The organism is Brumimicrobium sp., assembly GCF_048268645.1.
GTDB lineage: Bacteria > Bacteroidota > Bacteroidia > Flavobacteriales_D > Crocinitomicaceae > Brumimicrobium > Brumimicrobium ulvae.
Window position 1 is genome coordinate 16,547 of the sequence record NZ_JBLWVE010000002.1, and the last position, 18,816, is coordinate 35,362.

The following is an 18,816-nucleotide window of genomic DNA, read 5'->3' on the forward strand; positions in this document are numbered from 1 at the left end:
ACGGAACAAATGCTCAATTGGCAATTTAAACATTATAATGATTTGTCATTAAATGAATTTCATGACATCATTGCGCTGCGTATAAAAGTATTCGTTGTAGAACAAAACTGTCCTTATCAAGAACTTGATGGAAAAGACAAAAAATCCTATCACTTAATCTGTAGGAATGGAATTGGTGACCTTGTAGGAACAATGAGAATTCTTCCTCAAGGTGTTGCCTATAACGATGTTGCTTTTGGAAGAATTGTTCTTGACGAAGAAGAAAGAGGTGAAAAAGAAGGACATCAAATGATGAAAGAAGCAATGGCTTTTTGTCTAGCTGAATTTGGCGATGTTCCTGTTTACTTATCTGCCCAAAAACATTTAGAACCATTTTACAACAAACATAATTTTAACTCAACAGGAAAAGAATACTTAGAAGACGGTATTCCTCATGTCGAGATGTGCTATACCCCAATTAAATAAAACAAAATCATGTTCAACAATTTAAACAAAGGCTTATTGTTGGTTTTAGGAGCTTCCTTAGTCGCTTGCGGAACTTCAAAAAACGACAAAAAGAAAATTAATGCAAATTCACCTTATACGATAAACACAAGCTATTTGGATAAATCAACTTCTCCGAAAGATGATTTTTTCCAATTTGCAAACGGAACTTGGATCAAAAACAATCCTATCCCTCCTTCAGAATCACGTTGGGGAAGTTTCAATGAATTGGACCAGGTCAATAAAGTGAAATTAACCTCCATTCTCAACGAAGCATTGACTGCAAACGCACCAAAAGGAAGTGACCTTCAACTCATTGGAGATTACTACAAAGCAATGAAAAACGAAGACGCAAGAGCCAAGTTTTCATTGGAAAAAATTGAAGAAGTCAAAAAAGAACTTGAACAATTCAAGTCTAATGAAGACATCCCGCAAACTGTCTTTTCTTTGAAGGAAAGAGGTATTTCAGCATTTTACAGTATTTACGTAGGTCAAGATTTAAAAAACGTTGACCAACATGTGCTTTATTTATCACAAGGAGGACTAGGAATGCCTAACCGTGAGTATTATTTAGACCGAACAAACCAACCCATTCAAAAGGAGTACATTAAGTACATGACAAAAGCTTTCGAATTATTTGGATTTGACCATCCTGCTGAACGTGCAAACTATGCTTTTGAATTAGAATTGAAAATGGCTGAAACAATGATGAAGCCTGCTGAATTAAGAGTTCCGGAAAACACCTACAATCCAATGTCAATCGAAGAAGTTCAAAAAATGAACAGGTTCATTGATGTTAAACGTTATATTTCTAACTACAGCAATGGTAAAACAAAGCAAGTTATTGTAGGTCAACCAGATCACTTCATCAAACTATCCACTATTTTCGAACTCCAAAATTTCGAAAGCATCCACAATTACATCGCGTGGAAAATGATCAATCATTACGCTCCATACATGCATGAAGAGTTGGTGAGAATCAACTTTGATTTTTACGGAACTGCTCTTTCAGGCAAGAAAGAAATGAAACCAATCAATGAAAGGGCAATTGAGGAAATGACCAACAAACCAGTCAAAACAGCACTGGCTAAAGAATTTGTTGCACGTCACTTCTCTGAAGAAGCAAAAACAAAGGTGAATACAATGGTAGACCACCTTTTAACCGTTTATGAAGAGCGTATCAACAATTTAGAATGGATGACTACGGAGACAAAAAGGGAAGCTTTGAAAAAACTTCATTCTATAGGACGAAAATTAGGTTATCCTGACGAGTGGAAAAACCTAGACGGATTAACCATCGATGGTGAAAACTACCTGGCCAATATAGATGAATGCAATCGTTTTTACTACAAAGAAAACATGTCTAAATTGTCAGAACCTGTGGATAGAGATGAATGGGGTATGCCCGCTCATATGGTTAATGCTTACTACCATCCCTTGCTAAACGAAATTGCATTTCCAGCAGGAATAATGCAAGCGCCATTTTTTGACATCAACGCTGAAGACGCTGTTAATTATGGAGGCATAGGAATGGTTATCGGACATGAGTTCACTCATGGATTTGATGATATGGGAAGTAAGTTTGCTGCAGATGGGTCTTTCACAAATTGGTGGTCGGAGACTGACCGTCAGAATTTTGAAGAAAGAACCGAAAAGCTAGGCGCTACATTTAGTGGCTTTTGTCCTATTGATGGTCACTGTGTGAATCCAGATTTAACGATGGGTGAAAACATAGCCGACTTGGGAGGAATCACCATGGCTTATTATGCTTATGCCATGACAGATGAGTATAAGCGTGGGGAGATCAAAGAAGGATTTACACCAGCGCAACGCTTTTTCATTGCCTATGCTCAATTGTGGAAAATCAATTATACAGATGCTGAATTGAAAAAACGTATCGCAACTGACCCACACAGTCCGGGGAAATATAGAGTAAATGGACCTTTAATGAATTCACCAGAGTTCTTTGAAGCCTTTAATATAAAAGAAGGTGACCCAATGCGTAAAAGTGCGCAAGAAATTTCTAAGATCTGGTAAACTAGATTCAAAAGAATGAAAAAATTAATTGTAATTGCAGGGCCAACAGCAAGCGGAAAAACTTCGCTTGCTGTGGCATTGGCAAAACAATTAAAGGCACCGGTAATTTCTGCGGATAGTCGACAGTTCTACAAAGAACTTTCTATTGGAACTGCAAAACCTAGCGCAGAAGAAATGGATGGTGTTCCACATTATTTTATTGGATCACACAGCATTCATGACGCATTAACCGCAGGACAATATGAAAAGCAAGCCCTGGCCAAGACCGAAGAACTATTCAAGCTGCATGACTATATTATACTTGTGGGAGGCTCCGGAATGTTTATCAATGCTCTAATCTATGGTACAGACCAATTGCCACACGAACCAAAAGTACGTGAATTTTGGAATACCGAATTTGAACAAAGGGGAATTGAGTTTCTTCAGGAGAAACTAAAATCTGCCGACCCTGAATTTTTCGCTGAAGTAGATAAAGCAAATCCTGTTCGTCTCATTCGTGCTTTAGAAATCATAGAAATTACAGGTCAACCCTACTCTACACTTCGAAAGCAAAACAAGAAAGTTCCGCGTTATAATACGCACTACTTTGTCATTGATCACCCAAGAGAAGAATTATACAACCGTATAAATCAACGGGTCGACAACATGATTGAAGAAGGCTTGATTGCTGAAGTCAGAAAACACCAAGAATTTCAAAACTTACAAGCTTTAAATACAGTTGGGTATAAGGAAATTTTCGAATACCTTAATTACAACATCGCTTATGAAAGAGCGATAGAACTCATCAAACAAAACACCAGAAGATACGCCAAACGTCAACTCACTTGGTTCAGAAAGGAAGAAAATGCTATTTGGTTAACACCTGTCAATCAAGAAAGCATGATTCAATCAATACTTTCCACACTTTAGACCTTCCTTGGGTTTTGGCACTAAAAACCTTTGATATCAAAAATCATTTTAGTTATATTTGATGTAAACAAATCAATATGAAGCACATAATACTCACCCTACTGTTTTTCGGATTGACTTTTAGCGCATGTAAAAAGAAGGACATTGATTTTATCATGACAGGTCAGGTCAGCGCTTTAAATAACGGAGCAAACATCAGTAATGTGAGTATACAAGCTTATACCTCTAGTCTAAGTAACAACCTCCCAAAGTTAGTCGGAACCACAACAACAGATGCTTCAGGAAACTATGAATTAAAAATCGAACGATCAAAGTTTGAGCTTTTAACCCTCAAGTTAAATAAGGACAATTATTTCGAAGGCATAAAAACCTATTCTTTTGACGATTTGACCACAGCGCAAGAAAATGAAACTCAACACTCACTAAGTCCAAAAGCTTTTACTCACTTTATCGTCAAGAGCAACACCAACAATCAATTGAAAATTCAGAAAATTTCAGGAAAAACGGATTGTGAGGCATGTTGCGCAAACGGTATTTACATATACGAAGGACCAATAGACACCATTGTAAGTTGCGCCAACGATGGTGACACCTACATGAAGTTTTATTGGTGGAAATATGGACCTGGAGGCAACAACGTTTTAGCGAATGGAGTTGACAGCATTTACAACAATGCCTTTCAGACCATAGACTACAATTTTGATTTTTAAAGCATTACATTATAGCCTTCAAATAAATGTGTACTCTTTCATAAAACACGAAATAAAATACACATTTTCTCCATTACATTTTGTCATTCAATTAAATATACTCTATCTTTGCACTCCAATTTAATGAAAAATTGGGAAATCGTTAATCTTAAGCCCGACGATTTAATATAAACATCTTTCAAGTTTTTAAGATTGCTTGGAATACAATTAAAAGTTGCCAATATGGCTGAAAACAAAATTATTGCTCAGGGAAATCCTGAATTTGACTGGGACGCGTTAGCTAACGAAGGTTATAGTCAAGCCCAACACGCTGAATACGTTGATACGTATGGCGAAACATTAACTTCTATCAATGAGAAAGAAGTGATCAAAGGAACTGTTGTTGCAATTACAGACCGTGAGGTTGTTGTAAACATCGGTTACAAATCTGAAGGAGTTATTCCTATTAACGAATTTCGTTACAACCAAGACCTTAAAGTAGGTGATGAAGTTGTAGTATTTGTTGAATCTCAGGAAGACCGTAACGGTCAACTTGTTGTTTCTCACAAGACTGCACGTATGCACCATGCTTGGGATCGTGTTAACGAAGTGTTGAAAACTGGTGAGGTTATCACTGGTCATGTTAAGTGTAGAACAAAAGGAGGATTAATCGTTGATGTATTTGGAATTGAGGCATTCTTGCCAGGATCTCAAATTGACGTTAAGCCAATCCGTGACTACGACATGTATGTTGGAAAAGACATGGAATTCCGTGTTGTTAAAATCAACCAAGAATTTAGAAACGTTGTTGTTTCTCACAAAGCGCTTATTGAAGCAGAGCTTGAAGAGCAGAAAAAACAAATTATCTCTGGTCTTGAAAAAGGACAGGTTCTTGAAGGTACAGTTAAAAACATTACTTCATACGGTGTATTCATCGATTTAGGTGGTGTTGATGGTCTTGTTCACATTACAGATCTTTCTTGGGGACGTGTTAACCACCCAGAAGAGATTGTTCAATTAGATCAAAAATTAAATGTTGTAATCCTTGACTTCGATGACGATAAGAAACGTATCGCTCTTGGATTGAAACAACTACAAGCACATCCTTGGGATGCACTTGATGAGAACATGAACGTTGGAGATACTGTAAAAGGTAAAGTAGTAGTACTTGCTGATTACGGAGCTTTCGTTGAAATCGCACCAGGTGTTGAAGGATTAATTCACGTTTCTGAAATGAGCTGGTCACAGCACTTAAGAACAGCACAAGATTTCCTTACTGTAGGTGATGAAGTTGAAGCTGTTGTTCTAACATTAGACCGTGAAGAACGTAAAATGTCTCTTGGAATCAAGCAATTGATGCCAGATCCATGGGAAGAAATTCAAAACCGTTACCCAGTTGAGTCTAAGCACAAAGCTAAGGTTCGTAACTTCACTAACTTCGGAGTTTTCGTTGAGCTAGAAGAAGGTGTTGATGGTTTAATTCATATTTCTGACCTTTCTTGGCAAAAGAAAATCAAGCACCCATCTGAATTCTGTAAAGTTGGAGAAGAAATGGAAGTTGTGGTTCTTGAAATCGATCAAGAAAACAGACGTATCTCTTTAGGTCATAAACAACTTGAAGAAAACCCATGGGATGTATTTGAAACTATCTTCGGAGAAGGTTCGGTACACCAAGGTACTATCGTTGAACAAAAAGATAAATCAGGTATCGTATCTTTACCATACGGTGTAGAAGGAATTTGTCCTGCTAAGCACATGCGTAAAGAAGATGGTTCTAATGCGAAAGTAGAAGAGCAACTTGACTTTAAAGTGATCGAGTTCAATAAAGATGCGAAGAAAATCGTTGTTTCTCACTTAAGAACATTTGAAGAAGGTGAAGATAAACCAACTACTAAAAAATCTAGCGGTAAAGCTGGAGGTGGTAGTACTTCAAAAGCAATTAGTGATGTAAATAAAGGTTCTGAAAAATCTACATTAGGAGATTTGGATGCACTTGCAGCATTAAAAGAAAAAATGGAAGGAAAGTAATTTCTTAACATCTTAATACTAAAAGTCCCGGTTCATTTGAATCGGGACTTTTTTTATTTGATTCTCCGCCTTCTTAGCACTATGAATTTTAATGGATATCTTGCTTGATTGTCAACCTTTAAGTTAAAACCCTCAATCTGTAAGACTTTTATTGTAAAAAATGATATTCAAAAGATATATATAAAGATTTCTCGTCATCCCAATAAATTGGGATTCTGTCGAAAAGACAGGTTTCAGGCTAGGACAAATGGGAAAAAGAAGAAAAGCAGAGCTTTTCTTCTTTTTCCCTAACTTGACCCCACACACGACTGTCCTTTCGATCATCCCAAAATTCTTTGATTTTTGGGATGGAGAAATCTTATAAAAATGTTACTGGTATAGTCGCGGAGAATCACTTTTTTATTTATAATTCTTTGATTGTTCAACAAATTGTATTTTTACTTGTTATTAATACACTTCTAAAAAATAACAACTATTTTTATATAAAATTAAATTGATTATGATCACCATCACAGCAGTATTTTTATTGATCTCAGGAATTTTCGCAGCCTTAGCAAAAGTGAGAAAAAACACAAAACCTAGCGAGTTTATCGCTGTATTTATCCTCGGACTGAGTACGCTTATCCTGACAAAAGACTACTTCTTTGATGGAAATGGACCAAATCAAACCATCACTTTCATTCTTATCGCAACACTTAGTGTGAGTTTTGCTCTTGGAGAATTACTGAAGAAAAAACAACAACCTATTTTCTTAATTATCCCCTTTCTTTTAAGCTTTGTACTCCTACTCTTTCCTGAATTGTCAACACATGAATACTTAAGTCGTGGCGTTGAAGATGTGTTTATATTGCTTGGCTTTGCTGCAATAAGTGCGTTGACTCCTATCATCATGCATGTATTTAATCTGCTGATCAAATACCTAACTGCTAAATTTAGTCCTATCGTATGGAACAAAACCGATGCCCACTTATTAGAAAGCGCATTAGCTTACGCCTTTATTGGTGGAATTGCCGCTTTAGGTGGATTCCTTTTAGGAAAGTTAGGCCTGTTAATTGCCGCTACATTCTTCCTTTCCACTTCCTTTATCGCACGAAACAGAACTTCTATCACTCCTAGTATTTTATTGAGTACAGGTGGAGCTCTATTCCTTGTCTCAGCCGCTTTTATGATTATGGAACAAGCAGGATTTCAAGCATTAGACCTTACCAATGGAGAAGTGCTTGAAGGAATTTTTATGGCTGGATTTATTGCAGTGATCTACGAATTATTTATTCGATTGGCTCAACATAGAAAAGGAAAATGGAGGGTTTTGTTACTGTTTAAAGCCTTGTTCGTTCCTGTGATGATCATCTTTTTACTTGGCTTTGCTTACACACAATTGGAACGTTTAGGCGGCGTACTCACATTAAGTGCTTTGCTCATTTCTTTGGGCGTACTATCACTTTTATACAGTACTTTTAAAATCGCTTCGAATATTATTGGCCTTAAATTAATTACTTTAGGATCAGTTTTACTTATTGCTCCTTTATTCTCACCTGTCCAGCAAAGCTCAGGTATCGATTTAGGTGCTTTAGGGATTTCACAAGATGAACAGAGTAAGAAGCCAAAAGCAGCAGGAAAAAGCTATCACGAAAAACTAAATGAACCAAATGGTCAAGACCTTGCCCAAGCAATTGGAAAATGGACAATTGATGAGGAAGCTTCAAAAGTATTCTTTGAACTTGGTCCTGTAGGCGGAAGAACCAGTGGAGAGTTTAGCGTCGTAAAAGGAAGCTTCAACGTTAAGGAAAACACTGCACAGTCTGAAATATCTGTGGCGATGCCCGTAAAGAACATCACGACATTCAATTCTATGCGGGATGAATCACTTTTGGAAGAAGAATATCTTCATGAAGAAAAGTATCCTGAAATTAAATTCAAAGCTAAAAGCTTTACCCCGGAGGGAGATGCCTACAAAGTTGACGGAGAATTTACTTTACTAGGGGTCACCAAAGACTTATCGCTGACTTTAAAACTTGTCGGGATTGGTGAAAAAGATGGAAAGGAAATAATGGTTCTCTGGGGAAAAGCATCCTTGAACCGAACGGATTATGGAATGTCGTCTTCTGCAAAAATCGGGGATATTGTTGACTTTCATTTTGAAGTTCAGTTAAAAAGATAGCACCGTTAGGGTAAAAAACATTACCGCAAAGTGAAGAGTGATTTGAACAAAGTTAAAAAGTCAAGTAGATTTTAAATAGCTGTAAAAGAACTTTTGAAACAAAGACAACTTGCATTCTACATTTCATTCACTACTTTTAAGCCAGTGAAAAAACTGGTCCTCATACTCTTTTGTAGCCTGACTTTTATGAGTCAAGCACAGCCTTTTTTTGAAAATGATTCTGTTTTCAATCCAAAAAGAACCGCTTGGTCCAGCGGAATTATCGGTGCGGGTTGGGCAGGAAGTATTCTTACGTTAAGAAATGTGTGGTACAAAGAAAGTTGGACAAATGATTTTCACACATTTGATGATTCCCGACAATGGTTGGGTATGGATAAAGCAGGCCATTTTTTCACAGGCCACATGATTACCAAAAACATTTCATCGGTTTACCGCTGGTCTGGTATTGAAAGAAAGAAAAGTTTACTCATCGGTTCAGCTGTTGGATTTGGTTATTTGGCCAGTCTTGAGTTACTCGACGGCTACTCTGATGAATGGGGTTTTTCTTGGGCTGATGTGGGCGCCAACGCGCTCGGAGTAGCTTGGTACGCATGGCAAAATCTACTTTGGGAAGAACAACGCTTCAAACTAAAGTTCAGCGCCCACCTATCCCCTTATGCACAATACCGTCCAAATGTACTAGGAAACTCCTTCTCTGAACGATTATTAAAAGATTACAATGGACAGACCTATTGGATTTCTATTACTCCAAGTCAGTTTCTAAATACCTCATCAACATTTCCAAAATGGTTAAGTTTTAGTTTTGGATACAGTATAGACGAAAAGTTACACGGAGACCTTAATGTCTTTAATTATGTGGATACAAAAAGTGGAGTTAAAACCTTCCATGCTAAAAGTCAATACCTTTTCTCTCTCGACATAGATTTCGAACAGTTCAATCCAAAAAGAAAATGGATTTCAACTCTATTCAAAGTAATTAACCATGTTAAGGTTCCGTTTCCAACATTGATTTTCAATGGAAATAAATTGGAGGTAAGTCCGCTTTATTTTTAATTTAACCACAAAGCCCGCAGAGTTTTTCGTAAATAAAAAGAGGAGAATAGAAAGTTCCCTCTCTGTTCTCCTCTATGTTTTTCTTTCTCCGAGTAATCCGTTCTTATTCTTCGTATCTTTTCAACAACACCGCAGCAATATGTCCTCCAAATCCAAAAGTATTGCTCAAAGCATAATCTACTTTCGCAGGAACACCTTTCCCCACAGGGAAGTCATAACTGTCTTTACAACTCTCTTCGAAATCCTCAACGTTAATCGTTGGCGGAACCATTTGATCTTTGATGGATTGAGCACAAAGTATCGCCTCTACCGCACCAGCAGCACCTAATAAATGTCCTGTCATCGATTTTGTTCCACTCACCAACAATGATTTACGTTTTTCAAAAACAGCATCCAATGCTTTGATCTCACTAACATCTCCGTTTGGAGTTGATGTTGCATGCATATTGATGTAATCAACTTGGTCTGCGGAAATCCCAGCTTCTTCCAAAGCCAATTTCATTCCTTTAATTGCTCCTGCACCTTCTGGGTGCGTCCCTGTTAGATGGTATGCATCTGCAGCCATTCCACCACCAACAATTTCAGCAATAATATTTGCACCACGCTTTTTCGCATGTTCTAGCTCTTCTACAACTAAAGCTCCAGCTCCTTCTCCCATCACAAAACCATCACGGTTCACATCAAAAGGACGAGAAGCAGTGGCATAATCATCATTTTTTGTTGACAAGGCTTTTAAAGAACCAAAACCACCGATGGTTGCCGCCCCAATAGGAGATTCTGAACCACCTGAGATAATCATATCTGCTTTATTCCAACGAACATAGTTAAACGCTTCGATAATTGCCGTAGTTGAAGTTGCGCATGCAGAAACTGGTGCAAAGTTGATTCCGCGAAGCCCGTATTTCATAGAAATTACACCTGCAGCGATATCCACAAGAATTCTAGGAATAAAAAACGGGTTAAAACGAGGTGTTCCATCTCCATCGTGAAATTCTTTCAATTGATCCTCAAAAGTTTGAATTCCACCATTTCCAGAACCCCAAATCACTCCCACTCTATCTAAATCTAATGATTCAAAATCTATTGCAGCTTGCTTTACCGCTTCGTCTACAGCAACCAATGAGTATTGCGTAAACATATCATATTTCTTACGTTCTTTTCTATCTATATGGTCTTCCGGATTAAAATCCTTTAGCTCACAAGCAAATTGTGTCTTGAATTTAGAGGCATCAAATGTTTTAATGGGCGCAGCTCCACTGACTCCAGCAAGTGCATTTTTCCAAAACGCTTCAACTGAATTTCCAATTGGTGTTAAGGCTCCCATTCCTGTGATTACAACTCTACGCATAATATTTTAAGTTTTTTATTGCGGGGCGAATATAAGAATAATCAATTACGAATGATTCAATTAGGAATTACGAATTTTAGAATTACGAATGATTCAATTACGAATTGAAACAATTACGAATGGCTTTAACTCTGGGCGTGGTACCAAAAGCCCGTCGAATTGCAGCTAATTGTTCCACTTGGCCATCTTGCTCCCTACTCTCTACTCTTGCTCAATACTCTTGCTCAATACTCTTGCTCAATACTGTTTTGGGGCTTACCTAACCTTCTCTCCGTAAACTCCAAGAAAGTTAGGTCGGGCTATTCACTGTATCTTTTTTTACAAAAAAGGATGCCGTTGCTATCCCTAAGCCGAAAAAAAGAATTTCTGCTTCGCAACTGGCAGTTAAGTACGGAAAAACTTTCCGATTCTAAAATTAGTAAACTGAAAAGCTTAATCACTAAAAAGCAGGAAATGAACTCAAAGCATCCTCCCCCTTTATCCCCCTCCAAAGGGGGAAACGCAGATTCAAACATTTTAGCTTGAGAAAACACATGCCGATATTAAAATAAGTAAAACGGAAAATATTCATTCTTAAATCGTTCTAAAAAAGCAAAGACTTAATGACAGAATGACGTAAGTTTACAATCGGAACACATTTTGACAAGCCTTTTCTATGAAAATGATTCAATCAGACAAAAGCCGAACACTCGAGGCGCTTATTTACCCTTTATTGGTATTGATAGTGATGTGGTCTGTGTTTTTATTGGATCGTTATTTTCAATTGGGACTGTACAAATTTGGTGTTAAGCCACAAACTATGGAAGGCATCAAAGGTATATTCCTCATGCCATTCATCCATGGTCAACGCGACTTCTCTCACATCATCAACAATTCTGTTCCCACCTTCATCTTGTTAAGTACCTTGATCTATTTCTATCGTGAAATTGCATTACAAGTAACACTCTTTGTTTGGTTAGGAACTGGATTTTTATTGTGGTATTTGGCAGTCAACACCCATTCTTACCATATCGGTATGTCAGGAGTCCTTTATGGATTGTTTGGATTTCTTTTCATCAGTGGATTCTTTAAAAAGTATTTGCCCTTGCAAGCGATTTCATTATTTGTTGCCTTTGTATATGGATCAATGATTTGGGGAATCTTTCCTATGGAACAAGGTGTTTCCTGGGAAGGACATCTTTCAGGGTTCCTTGTCGGATCGTTATTGGCGGTTGTTTTCCGTAAAAAAGGTCCAGTACCTCCAAAGTACCGCTATGAAATTGAAAAAGAAATGGGAATTGAACCACCAGATTTAGAAGGTCAATGGAAAGAAAATCGGAGAATTTGGGAAGAGCAGCAATTGGCACGTCAGGAAGAAATTAGACAGCGTGTTGCAAAACTAGAAGAATTAAAAAGAGACCAACCAGCTGAGCCTGAAGGAAAAATAGAAAGTAAAAAAAAAACCTCAACATCAAACTACATTGACGTCAATTACCATTTCGTTCCCAAGAAAAAGAAAGAAGAAGAATAATGACTAAAAGTTAATTCACTCAAAATCACTAATCCTACCATTTGACCACATTAAATTAATATTCTACCGTTCAAGTAATTAAACTGAATTTAAGATCAAAGAATATATAAATTAGCAACAGCTATGAATTAGCAACATAAACCAACGTTTTTTTTGACTCCCATTTACTAAAGTAATTGGGAGTTTTTTTTTTATAATTCTAAAACGGGAGCATTCTTCACTTTTGTTTTTTCGAAGTAATCAGCCAGTACTTTACTACTCAATTCACCATCTGTGAAAATTTCGAATACTGCAGGTCGGTCATTTGATTGAATCGCGTAAAAGGCATCCAACTGATTATCGATTTCCTCCATTGAATTCGCTGCATAGTAATTAACGTTAAAAGCTGCGCAAATTGATTGCGCTGAAAAATTGTGTTTCGCCACAAAAAATTCGTCTCCATTTGGAGTGGTTTGAGGACCAGGAATAATATTGAAAATACCTCCTCCGCCATTATTGATCAAGAACACACGAAAGTTTGAAGGAACATGGTGATTCCAAAAAGCATTGCTATCGTAAAAGAAGCTAATATCTCCTGTAATGAAAGTATGCAATTTATTTTCTCCGACAATGGCGTTTCCTATCGCTGTGCTTGTAGAACCATCAATCCCACTTGTTCCTCGATTACAGAAGTAGGAAACACTCTTAATTGGATCAAAAAGTTGAGCATAACGAATCACAGAACTATTTGAAAGGTGCAAGTCGCTTTGATCTGGGATGGTATCTAAAATCAGATTGAAAACAGATAAATCTGAATAAGGTATTGTATCTAGATAATCCAAATGATTACCTTGAACGAGATAATCAAGTTGTTTCCATTGTTCACCATAACGTGAATTGTTCCTTGAGAATCCTTCCTCTAAAAGCACATCAAAAAAATGATTTGGCTGCATTGGAATTGAATTGGTCAAAGACTGAAAAGTATCCATGAACTGGAATTCCTCACCGATTTTCCAATGATTTTTCGCTTGATATTTTCGTAGATAGGACTTGATTTTCTTGGAAATTACAGCTCCTCCAATGGTAATCAACAAGTCCGGCTGATACAATTCCGGATCTTCATCCAAGAAACTTGTAATGGTTCTATCGATGCAATGAACAAAGCTTCTGTCTTGTAAATTACTGGTGTTTTCAACCACAACAGCCACGCTTTTATCACTGGCTAAATTCTTTAACTGTTCATTTAAAAAGGCATTTTTGGGCATTTGTCCACACAAAATCATCTTTTTTGCTGAACTGTTCCATACATTACGCAGATGTTCTTTTTGAACACTGGTCAATTGGGCGTTCAATGCGAACAACTCAGTAGTTTTCTGAGGAAATTCTTTCGCAGCTTTATCTGCATCAAGGGTAGCATACAACGGTTCTGAAAAAGGAAAGTTAAGATGAACAGGTCCTCCTTTTAAAGACTTTGCAGTATTCATTACCTCATCAATGGATCTTTTATTGAACCATTTTTGATCTTTCGACTGTGGACTTTCAAACAAGCTTGAAGCAGCACAAATATGGTTTTGGAATACATTTTCCTGACGGATTGTTTGGCCATCACCTTGGTCAGTCCACTCGCTAGGACGATCGGCAGAAACCACAACCAAAGGAATATTTCTGTAAAACGCCTCGCTTACGGCAGGATAGTAATTCAAAAGTGCGGAACCAGAAGTACACATCACTGCCACAGGAGAATTTGATTGCTCGGCCATTCCCAAAGCATAAAAAGCCGCACTTCTTTCATCAGGAATTACAAAACATTTAAAACGCTCATCATTGGCAAAAGAAACCACCAAAGGGGCATTTCTAGAACCTGGAGAAAACACAATGTACTTAACTCCATGCTGATGAAAAGATTCTACCAACTGTTGAACTCCGACTTTCTCACTAATTTTTCCCATTTCACTATCACTTTTCACTGCGAAGATATATTCTTTTTCTATACTTAAAGTTGAATAAACATAGATTTTTAGATAAAGACATAAATCTATTCCCACACTTTTATATAAAGAAGAAATAAGTTAGATTTGTAGTCAAACTACTAATTAACATGAAACTACTATTTTCTTTACTTCTACTATTGATTTCTTCTGGAATCACTTTCGCTCAAAATTCAAACTTTACTTCAACATCAGAAGAACAATACCATAGCCAGATAGAAGCGCATAAAATGCCTACGACGACCTACACTTATCAGGCTGGCATTCCTCAAAACCAGAGCCATACCTTTGATTTATCCTTAAACCACTTGTTTTCTTGTTTTGGAATAGGTTTTACATCTTCCCAAACGAATATTGACCCTGGACAATTCAAAATCAGTTACAGAACAAGAAACACAGGAGGAAATTGGTCTGAATGGATGAATACAGAAGCGGAATTTAGTCCAGATGAAACACCTACTGTAAAGTATTGGTCTGACGCGTTATTCACTAGTGATGCTACCAGTCAAGCTGAAATCCAAATCAAAGTTTCAGTTCCAGTTGAAGTGAGTCATGTACAAATCGATTTGTTTGATGGAAACTACCAAGACGCAAAAGATTTATCTGATGACACCAACGATTCAAATACACCACAAAAAAGTACCAAAACAGCCCGTGCCAACTGTCCTGAGGCACCACAAATCATTACCCGGAGTCAATGGTGTGGTGGTTCTGCCGCCTGCTCACAAGTAAACGCTTGGTACAATCCAACGTATATCAATATAGGGCACATCGTTATTCATCACGGGGCATCTCCAAACACTTATTCTAGTGGACAAGCAGTTGTGCGTTCGTATTACAACTATCATGTCAACACGCTTGGCTGGGCAGATATTGGTTACAATTATTTAATCGACAAATATGGTAACCTTTACCAAGGGCGACACAATCCAAACTTTCCAACTTCGGACGTTAGAGGTGCACATGCAGGTTCGGCCAACAGCAGTTCCATTGGTGTCAATTTCTTAGGAAATCTTGATGTAACAATTGCAACCACTCCACAGTTAAACAAACTATATGATTTATTAGCGTGGTGGTTTGATTACAAAGCATTGGATCCTTTAGGATCTGCAAATATGCAAACCCAGGCGTATGGTGTGCAATACATGGAACGAATTACATGTCATCGGGACATTAACCCTACTTCTTGTCCAGGAAATGATATGTATGCAAGAATGCCAAGCATAAGACAAGCAGTCCAAGCGGTAATCGACGACTGTAATAATGTTGTTACTGATCAAATCGCTCCATCAACAAATGTAACTTCCACTTACGAATGGCGTGGTCACGATTTTTGGACAATGTTTGACGACACTGATAACCCAGGAGGAACTGGTGTTGAAAAGCAATTTTACCAAGTTTTAGATTTTGATGGTACAGAATGGAGAGCGAACTCAGACAATGGATTTTTCAACGACAACTTTGACAACGCTATACATTCAGAGTGGACAATTCAAAACGGGACTTGGGCAATCAACAACAACGCCCTACAACAAAATGATGAAACGATAGGAAACACTAATATCTATACAGAACTAACACAGAACGCAAGCCATGAGTTCCTCTATCAATGGTCGGTAAACATGAGTGGAACAGGTTCAAATCGAAGGTCTGGTTTACATTTTTTTGCAGATAATCCCACACTTACCAACCGCGGAAATTCATATCTAGCATGGTTTAGAGCAGACGACAATTCTGTTCAGATATACAAGGTAGAAAATGATGTGTTAAATCTTGTTGCGAATGTTTCCCACACCATCAACGTTAATACTTGGTATGATTTCAAAGTAACATTTTCGCCAACAACAGGTGAGATTATCGTTTTTATTGACAATGCCAGGGTGGCATCATACACAGACCCATCACCATTTACTTCTGGGAGCTACATTTCTTTAAGAAACGGAGATTCACAAGTTCACTTTGACAATTTAAAAGTCCGAAAAAACAGAGATTTTCAAGAGAAAATAAGTGTTGGCCCTTTAGCTACGAAAGACAGTCGCTACGAGAGTCCAAACAACACTATTGATGCATGTAGAATAAACTCTTTAGTAAAAGATGGTGCAGATAATTGGTCTGCCCAAAACGCCAAAGCTTTTTACATCGACTGGACCGCTCCAACGACAATGGCAAGTGTAGTAGAACCATGGCAAACTGATGATTTCACCGTTGATTTTGATGACCAAGATAACGTGAACGGAAGTCAACTTCAAAAATCATTTTATCAAGTCATTGATTACGACGGTTCACATTGGGGAGCGAATGCTCAAAATGGTTTCTACAGTGATAATTTCGATCAAGCCACAATTCACCCTAACTGGACTGCAGAAAATGGAACATGGACTAGCGCAAATGGTCACTTAGAACAAACCGATGAATCTTTAGGAAACACAAATCTATACGCTTTTCTGAAACAGGACCTTTCCAATAGATACCTTTATGACTTCAACATGAAGTTAAGTGGAAACGGGAATAATAAAAGAGGCGGTTTTCATTATTTCAGTGATAATCCTACAGCTCCCAACAGGGGAAATTCATATTTCATTTGGTTTAGACAAGAGCTTCAAACGCTTGAATTTTACAGTGTAAGCAACGACACCTTCATGCAACAAAAGGTCGTTCCAGTTAGCTTTAGTGAAAATGTTTGGATGAATATTAAAGTGGTATATGATAGGGTTACAGGAGAAACTTTTGTCTATAAAAACAACAAGTTAATCGGGGACTGGAAACACGATAACCCACTATTTTCTGGAGATTATGTTTCTTTTAGAAGTGGAAACAGCATTCTTTCCGTAAGAAATTTCAAAGTGTATCGTTCTAGATACCCATCAACCCAAGTTAGCATTGGTGATCCAACAAGTGATATTAGGTATCAAAATCCCGACCCCAACACTTATTCTGCAAAAGTAAAATCAATTGTGCAAGACAGTGCTCAGAACCTCTCAGAAATTTACCTATTAAATTTAAACATTGACTGGACTCCACCGGTCGGATTAACGCATGTTTATGATGGTTCAGGAAATGATATCGACACCTTCTACACTGCGAATGCCATTACTGCAAATTGGAATTCAGCTACAGACATTAACTCTGACATTTCTCATTATGAAATGAGTGTTGGCACTACACCAGGTGATTCCAACAGTGTTGCATGGACCAATGTTGGGAACACAACCAACCACTCACTCAACAACCTAAGTTTGAATGGTGGAACCATGTATTATGTGAACATAAGAGCTGTAAACAATGCTGGGCTATCATCAGGAATTATCAGTTCAAACGGACAGTTCTTGGAGTCTCAAGTAGGTCTTACAGAAGATGAAATCTTACCGTTTTATATTTATCCAAATCCATTTACAAATCAAATCACTATTGATTTCATACAAAACCTAAAGGATGTTACTTTAGTTTTATATAATGTTAATGGTCAGGTTATAAAAAATCAAAAAGTGAATCAAGTTGATCAAACTTCATATGAAATGAAAGTAAGCAATTCACTAGCGAATGGGGTTTACATTCTTGAAGTGAGGTCAGAAAACGATGTTTGGAAGGTAAAGTTGATTAAAAGATAATTGATTTAAGTCTCTATTATAAAAAAGGGAGAAAAGAAGGTGTTCAACCTGATCTTTTCTCCCTTTTGACTTTAAAAGCAATACCCGTTAATAATGAACACTGCTTCAATTATTTTTCATTCGAACAGGATGTAAGCTTATTGACAATAAACAAGCTACCTCGTCTTCTAAAACAGTTTTTTCATATAATCCTTTGCCTCTTCAGCGGTAATCAACTTAAGCTTTAGCAAGTAATCGATTACATGATCAAAATCCTTGTCGAATCGAGCGCCTTCATAATTCCAATTGGTTTCGCTGAGCCATTTTGTAACATCTTCCAGCTTTAGACCATATCTCCAAGCCAGAACTTGAGGCGTATTTTCATCCTCCTTCACCATTTTTGCTTTTTTATTTACGATATCCAGCATGGTTTGTAACTGTTCTGCGTATTCCTCTGCAACTTCAGAACGAACAGCAATCACAAAACAAGGCCAAGGAGTAACGACTTCATCGATGTAGCGACATTTTTCTTGCTCTGTATATGGGTGAGTTGTGTATTTTTCCCACAAAAATGCCTGTGCTTCGTTATTTTGCAAAGCCCAAAGTCCTCCGTAAACATCTCCAACACTGTTGAACCTCAACTTATCGATGTCCCATCCTTTTTGATCTGCCAGAACATATGCCATCAAGTGAGAACCAGATCCTTCACGAGAAATGGCAAAAGTTTTTCCTTCCAACTCATCTGTTCTTTGAATTGATTTATCATCAAAAGGAACATGAATTCCCCAATGCAAAGGAGAAGTTACATAAACCTGTAAGATTTTAGCATCTAAACCTTGTAAAATGGCGCGAGAAACTCCTTCAGTTAACAAAACAGCAACATCAATGGTTTTATTTTTTAATCCTTTGATCATTTGTCCTGTTCCTCCTCCCATATCTTCCCAATGCAAGGCTATATTTTCTTTACGAAAATCACCTTCTTCCATGGCTAATCGCCAAGGCAAATTGAAATGTTCAGGAACACCTCCTATTTTTAATCTCATT

The 18,816-nt window shown here is 37.5% G+C and carries 12 protein-coding genes; 9 read left to right on the forward strand and 3 right to left on the reverse strand.

The window, feature by feature from the left end; genetic code table 11:
• The first annotated feature begins 9 nt into the window (after nucleotides 1–9).
• The 7 genes from ACN0U3_RS03190 to ACN0U3_RS03220 all read left to right on the forward strand — a co-directional run bounded on the left by ACN0U3_RS03190 (nucleotide 10) and on the right by ACN0U3_RS03220 (nucleotide 9,360).
• Nucleotides 10–465 carry a GNAT family N-acetyltransferase gene (locus ACN0U3_RS03190; RefSeq protein ID WP_299203499.1) on the forward strand — a complete coding sequence of 152 codons (456 nt, stop codon included), beginning with the start codon at nucleotides 10–12 and terminating at the stop codon, nucleotides 463–465.
• Nucleotides 466–474: 9 nt separating this feature from the next.
• Nucleotides 475–2,520: a M13 family metallopeptidase gene (locus ACN0U3_RS03195; protein WP_417265118.1), complete on the forward strand. Its 2,046-nt coding sequence runs from the start codon at nucleotides 475–477 to the stop codon at nucleotides 2,518–2,520.
• A 15-nt stretch (nucleotides 2,521–2,535) separates the two neighbouring features.
• A complete protein-coding gene (gene miaA / locus ACN0U3_RS03200; protein ID WP_417265119.1) occupies nucleotides 2,536–3,429 on the forward strand; it encodes a tRNA (adenosine(37)-N6)-dimethylallyltransferase MiaA in 894 nt (297 codons plus the stop codon).
• 77 nt (nucleotides 3,430–3,506) lie between these two features.
• Nucleotides 3,507–4,139: a hypothetical protein gene (locus tag ACN0U3_RS03205; protein WP_417265120.1), complete on the forward strand. Its 633-nt coding sequence runs from the start codon at nucleotides 3,507–3,509 to the stop codon at nucleotides 4,137–4,139.
• 222 nt (nucleotides 4,140–4,361) lie between these two features.
• The gene (gene rpsA / locus ACN0U3_RS03210) at nucleotides 4,362–6,146 is read left to right on the forward strand and encodes a 30S ribosomal protein S1 (protein ID WP_417265121.1); all 1,785 of its coding nucleotides are present in this window, start codon (nucleotides 4,362–4,364) and stop codon (nucleotides 6,144–6,146) included.
• Between the two features lie 499 nt (nucleotides 6,147–6,645).
• Nucleotides 6,646–8,307 (forward strand): YceI family protein, encoded by a 1,662-nt coding sequence (locus tag ACN0U3_RS03215; RefSeq protein ID WP_417265122.1) that lies wholly within the window; start codon nucleotides 6,646–6,648, stop codon nucleotides 8,305–8,307.
• Nucleotides 8,308–8,493: 186 nt separating this feature from the next.
• Nucleotides 8,494–9,360, forward strand: a complete 867-nt coding sequence (locus ACN0U3_RS03220) for a DUF2279 domain-containing protein (protein WP_417265123.1) — start codon at nucleotides 8,494–8,496, stop codon at nucleotides 9,358–9,360.
• 103 nt (nucleotides 9,361–9,463) lie between these two features.
• Here the strand turns inward: ACN0U3_RS03220 and fabF are convergent, their stop codons facing one another.
• Nucleotides 9,464–10,708 (reverse strand): beta-ketoacyl-ACP synthase II, encoded by a 1,245-nt coding sequence (gene fabF / locus ACN0U3_RS03225; protein ID WP_417265124.1) that lies wholly within the window; start codon nucleotides 10,706–10,708, stop codon nucleotides 9,464–9,466.
• A 655-nt stretch (nucleotides 10,709–11,363) separates the two neighbouring features.
• Here fabF and ACN0U3_RS03230 point away from each other — a divergent pair.
• The gene (locus tag ACN0U3_RS03230) at nucleotides 11,364–12,218 is read left to right on the forward strand and encodes a rhomboid family intramembrane serine protease (RefSeq protein ID WP_417265125.1); all 855 of its coding nucleotides are present in this window, start codon (nucleotides 11,364–11,366) and stop codon (nucleotides 12,216–12,218) included.
• A gap of 191 nt (nucleotides 12,219–12,409) precedes the next feature.
• Here the strand turns inward: ACN0U3_RS03230 and menD are convergent, their stop codons facing one another.
• A complete protein-coding gene (gene menD / locus ACN0U3_RS03235; RefSeq protein WP_417265126.1) occupies nucleotides 12,410–14,146 on the reverse strand; it encodes a 2-succinyl-5-enolpyruvyl-6-hydroxy-3-cyclohexene-1-carboxylic-acid synthase in 1,737 nt (578 codons plus the stop codon).
• A gap of 149 nt (nucleotides 14,147–14,295) precedes the next feature.
• On the opposite strand from menD, the gene ACN0U3_RS03240 reads away from it, so the two are divergent.
• A complete protein-coding gene (locus ACN0U3_RS03240; protein WP_417265127.1) occupies nucleotides 14,296–17,793 on the forward strand; it encodes an N-acetylmuramoyl-L-alanine amidase in 3,498 nt (1,165 codons plus the stop codon).
• Nucleotides 17,794–17,960: 167 nt separating this feature from the next.
• Here ACN0U3_RS03240 and ACN0U3_RS03245 read toward each other — a convergent pair whose 3' ends face one another.
• On the reverse strand, nucleotides 17,961–18,815 hold the full coding sequence (locus ACN0U3_RS03245) for a substrate-binding domain-containing protein (protein ID WP_417265128.1): 855 nt from the start codon (nucleotides 18,813–18,815) through the stop codon (nucleotides 17,961–17,963).
• Nucleotide 18,816 lies beyond the last annotated feature (1 nt).

Coding starts and splice junctions, on each gene's coding strand:
- ACN0U3_RS03190 (WP_299203499.1), top strand. CDS start 10: ATGCTCAATTGGCAATTTAAACATTATAATGATTTGTCATTAAATGAA.
- ACN0U3_RS03195 (WP_417265118.1), top strand. CDS start 475: ATGTTCAACAATTTAAACAAAGGCTTATTGTTGGTTTTAGGAGCTTCC.
- miaA (WP_417265119.1), top strand. CDS start 2,536: ATGAAAAAATTAATTGTAATTGCAGGGCCAACAGCAAGCGGAAAAACT.
- ACN0U3_RS03205 (WP_417265120.1), top strand. CDS start 3,507: ATGAAGCACATAATACTCACCCTACTGTTTTTCGGATTGACTTTTAGC.
- rpsA (WP_417265121.1), top strand. CDS start 4,362: ATGGCTGAAAACAAAATTATTGCTCAGGGAAATCCTGAATTTGACTGG.
- ACN0U3_RS03215 (WP_417265122.1), top strand. CDS start 6,646: ATGATCACCATCACAGCAGTATTTTTATTGATCTCAGGAATTTTCGCA.
- ACN0U3_RS03220 (WP_417265123.1), top strand. CDS start 8,494: ATGAGTCAAGCACAGCCTTTTTTTGAAAATGATTCTGTTTTCAATCCA.
- fabF (WP_417265124.1), bottom strand. CDS start 10,708: ATGCGTAGAGTTGTAATCACAGGAATGGGAGCCTTAACACCAATTGGA.
- ACN0U3_RS03230 (WP_417265125.1), top strand. CDS start 11,364: ATGAAAATGATTCAATCAGACAAAAGCCGAACACTCGAGGCGCTTATT.
- menD (WP_417265126.1), bottom strand. CDS start 14,146: ATGGGAAAAATTAGTGAGAAAGTCGGAGTTCAACAGTTGGTAGAATCT.
- ACN0U3_RS03240 (WP_417265127.1), top strand. CDS start 14,296: ATGAAACTACTATTTTCTTTACTTCTACTATTGATTTCTTCTGGAATC.
- ACN0U3_RS03245 (WP_417265128.1), bottom strand. CDS start 18,815: ATGAGATTAAAAATAGGAGGTGTTCCTGAACATTTCAATTTGCCTTGG.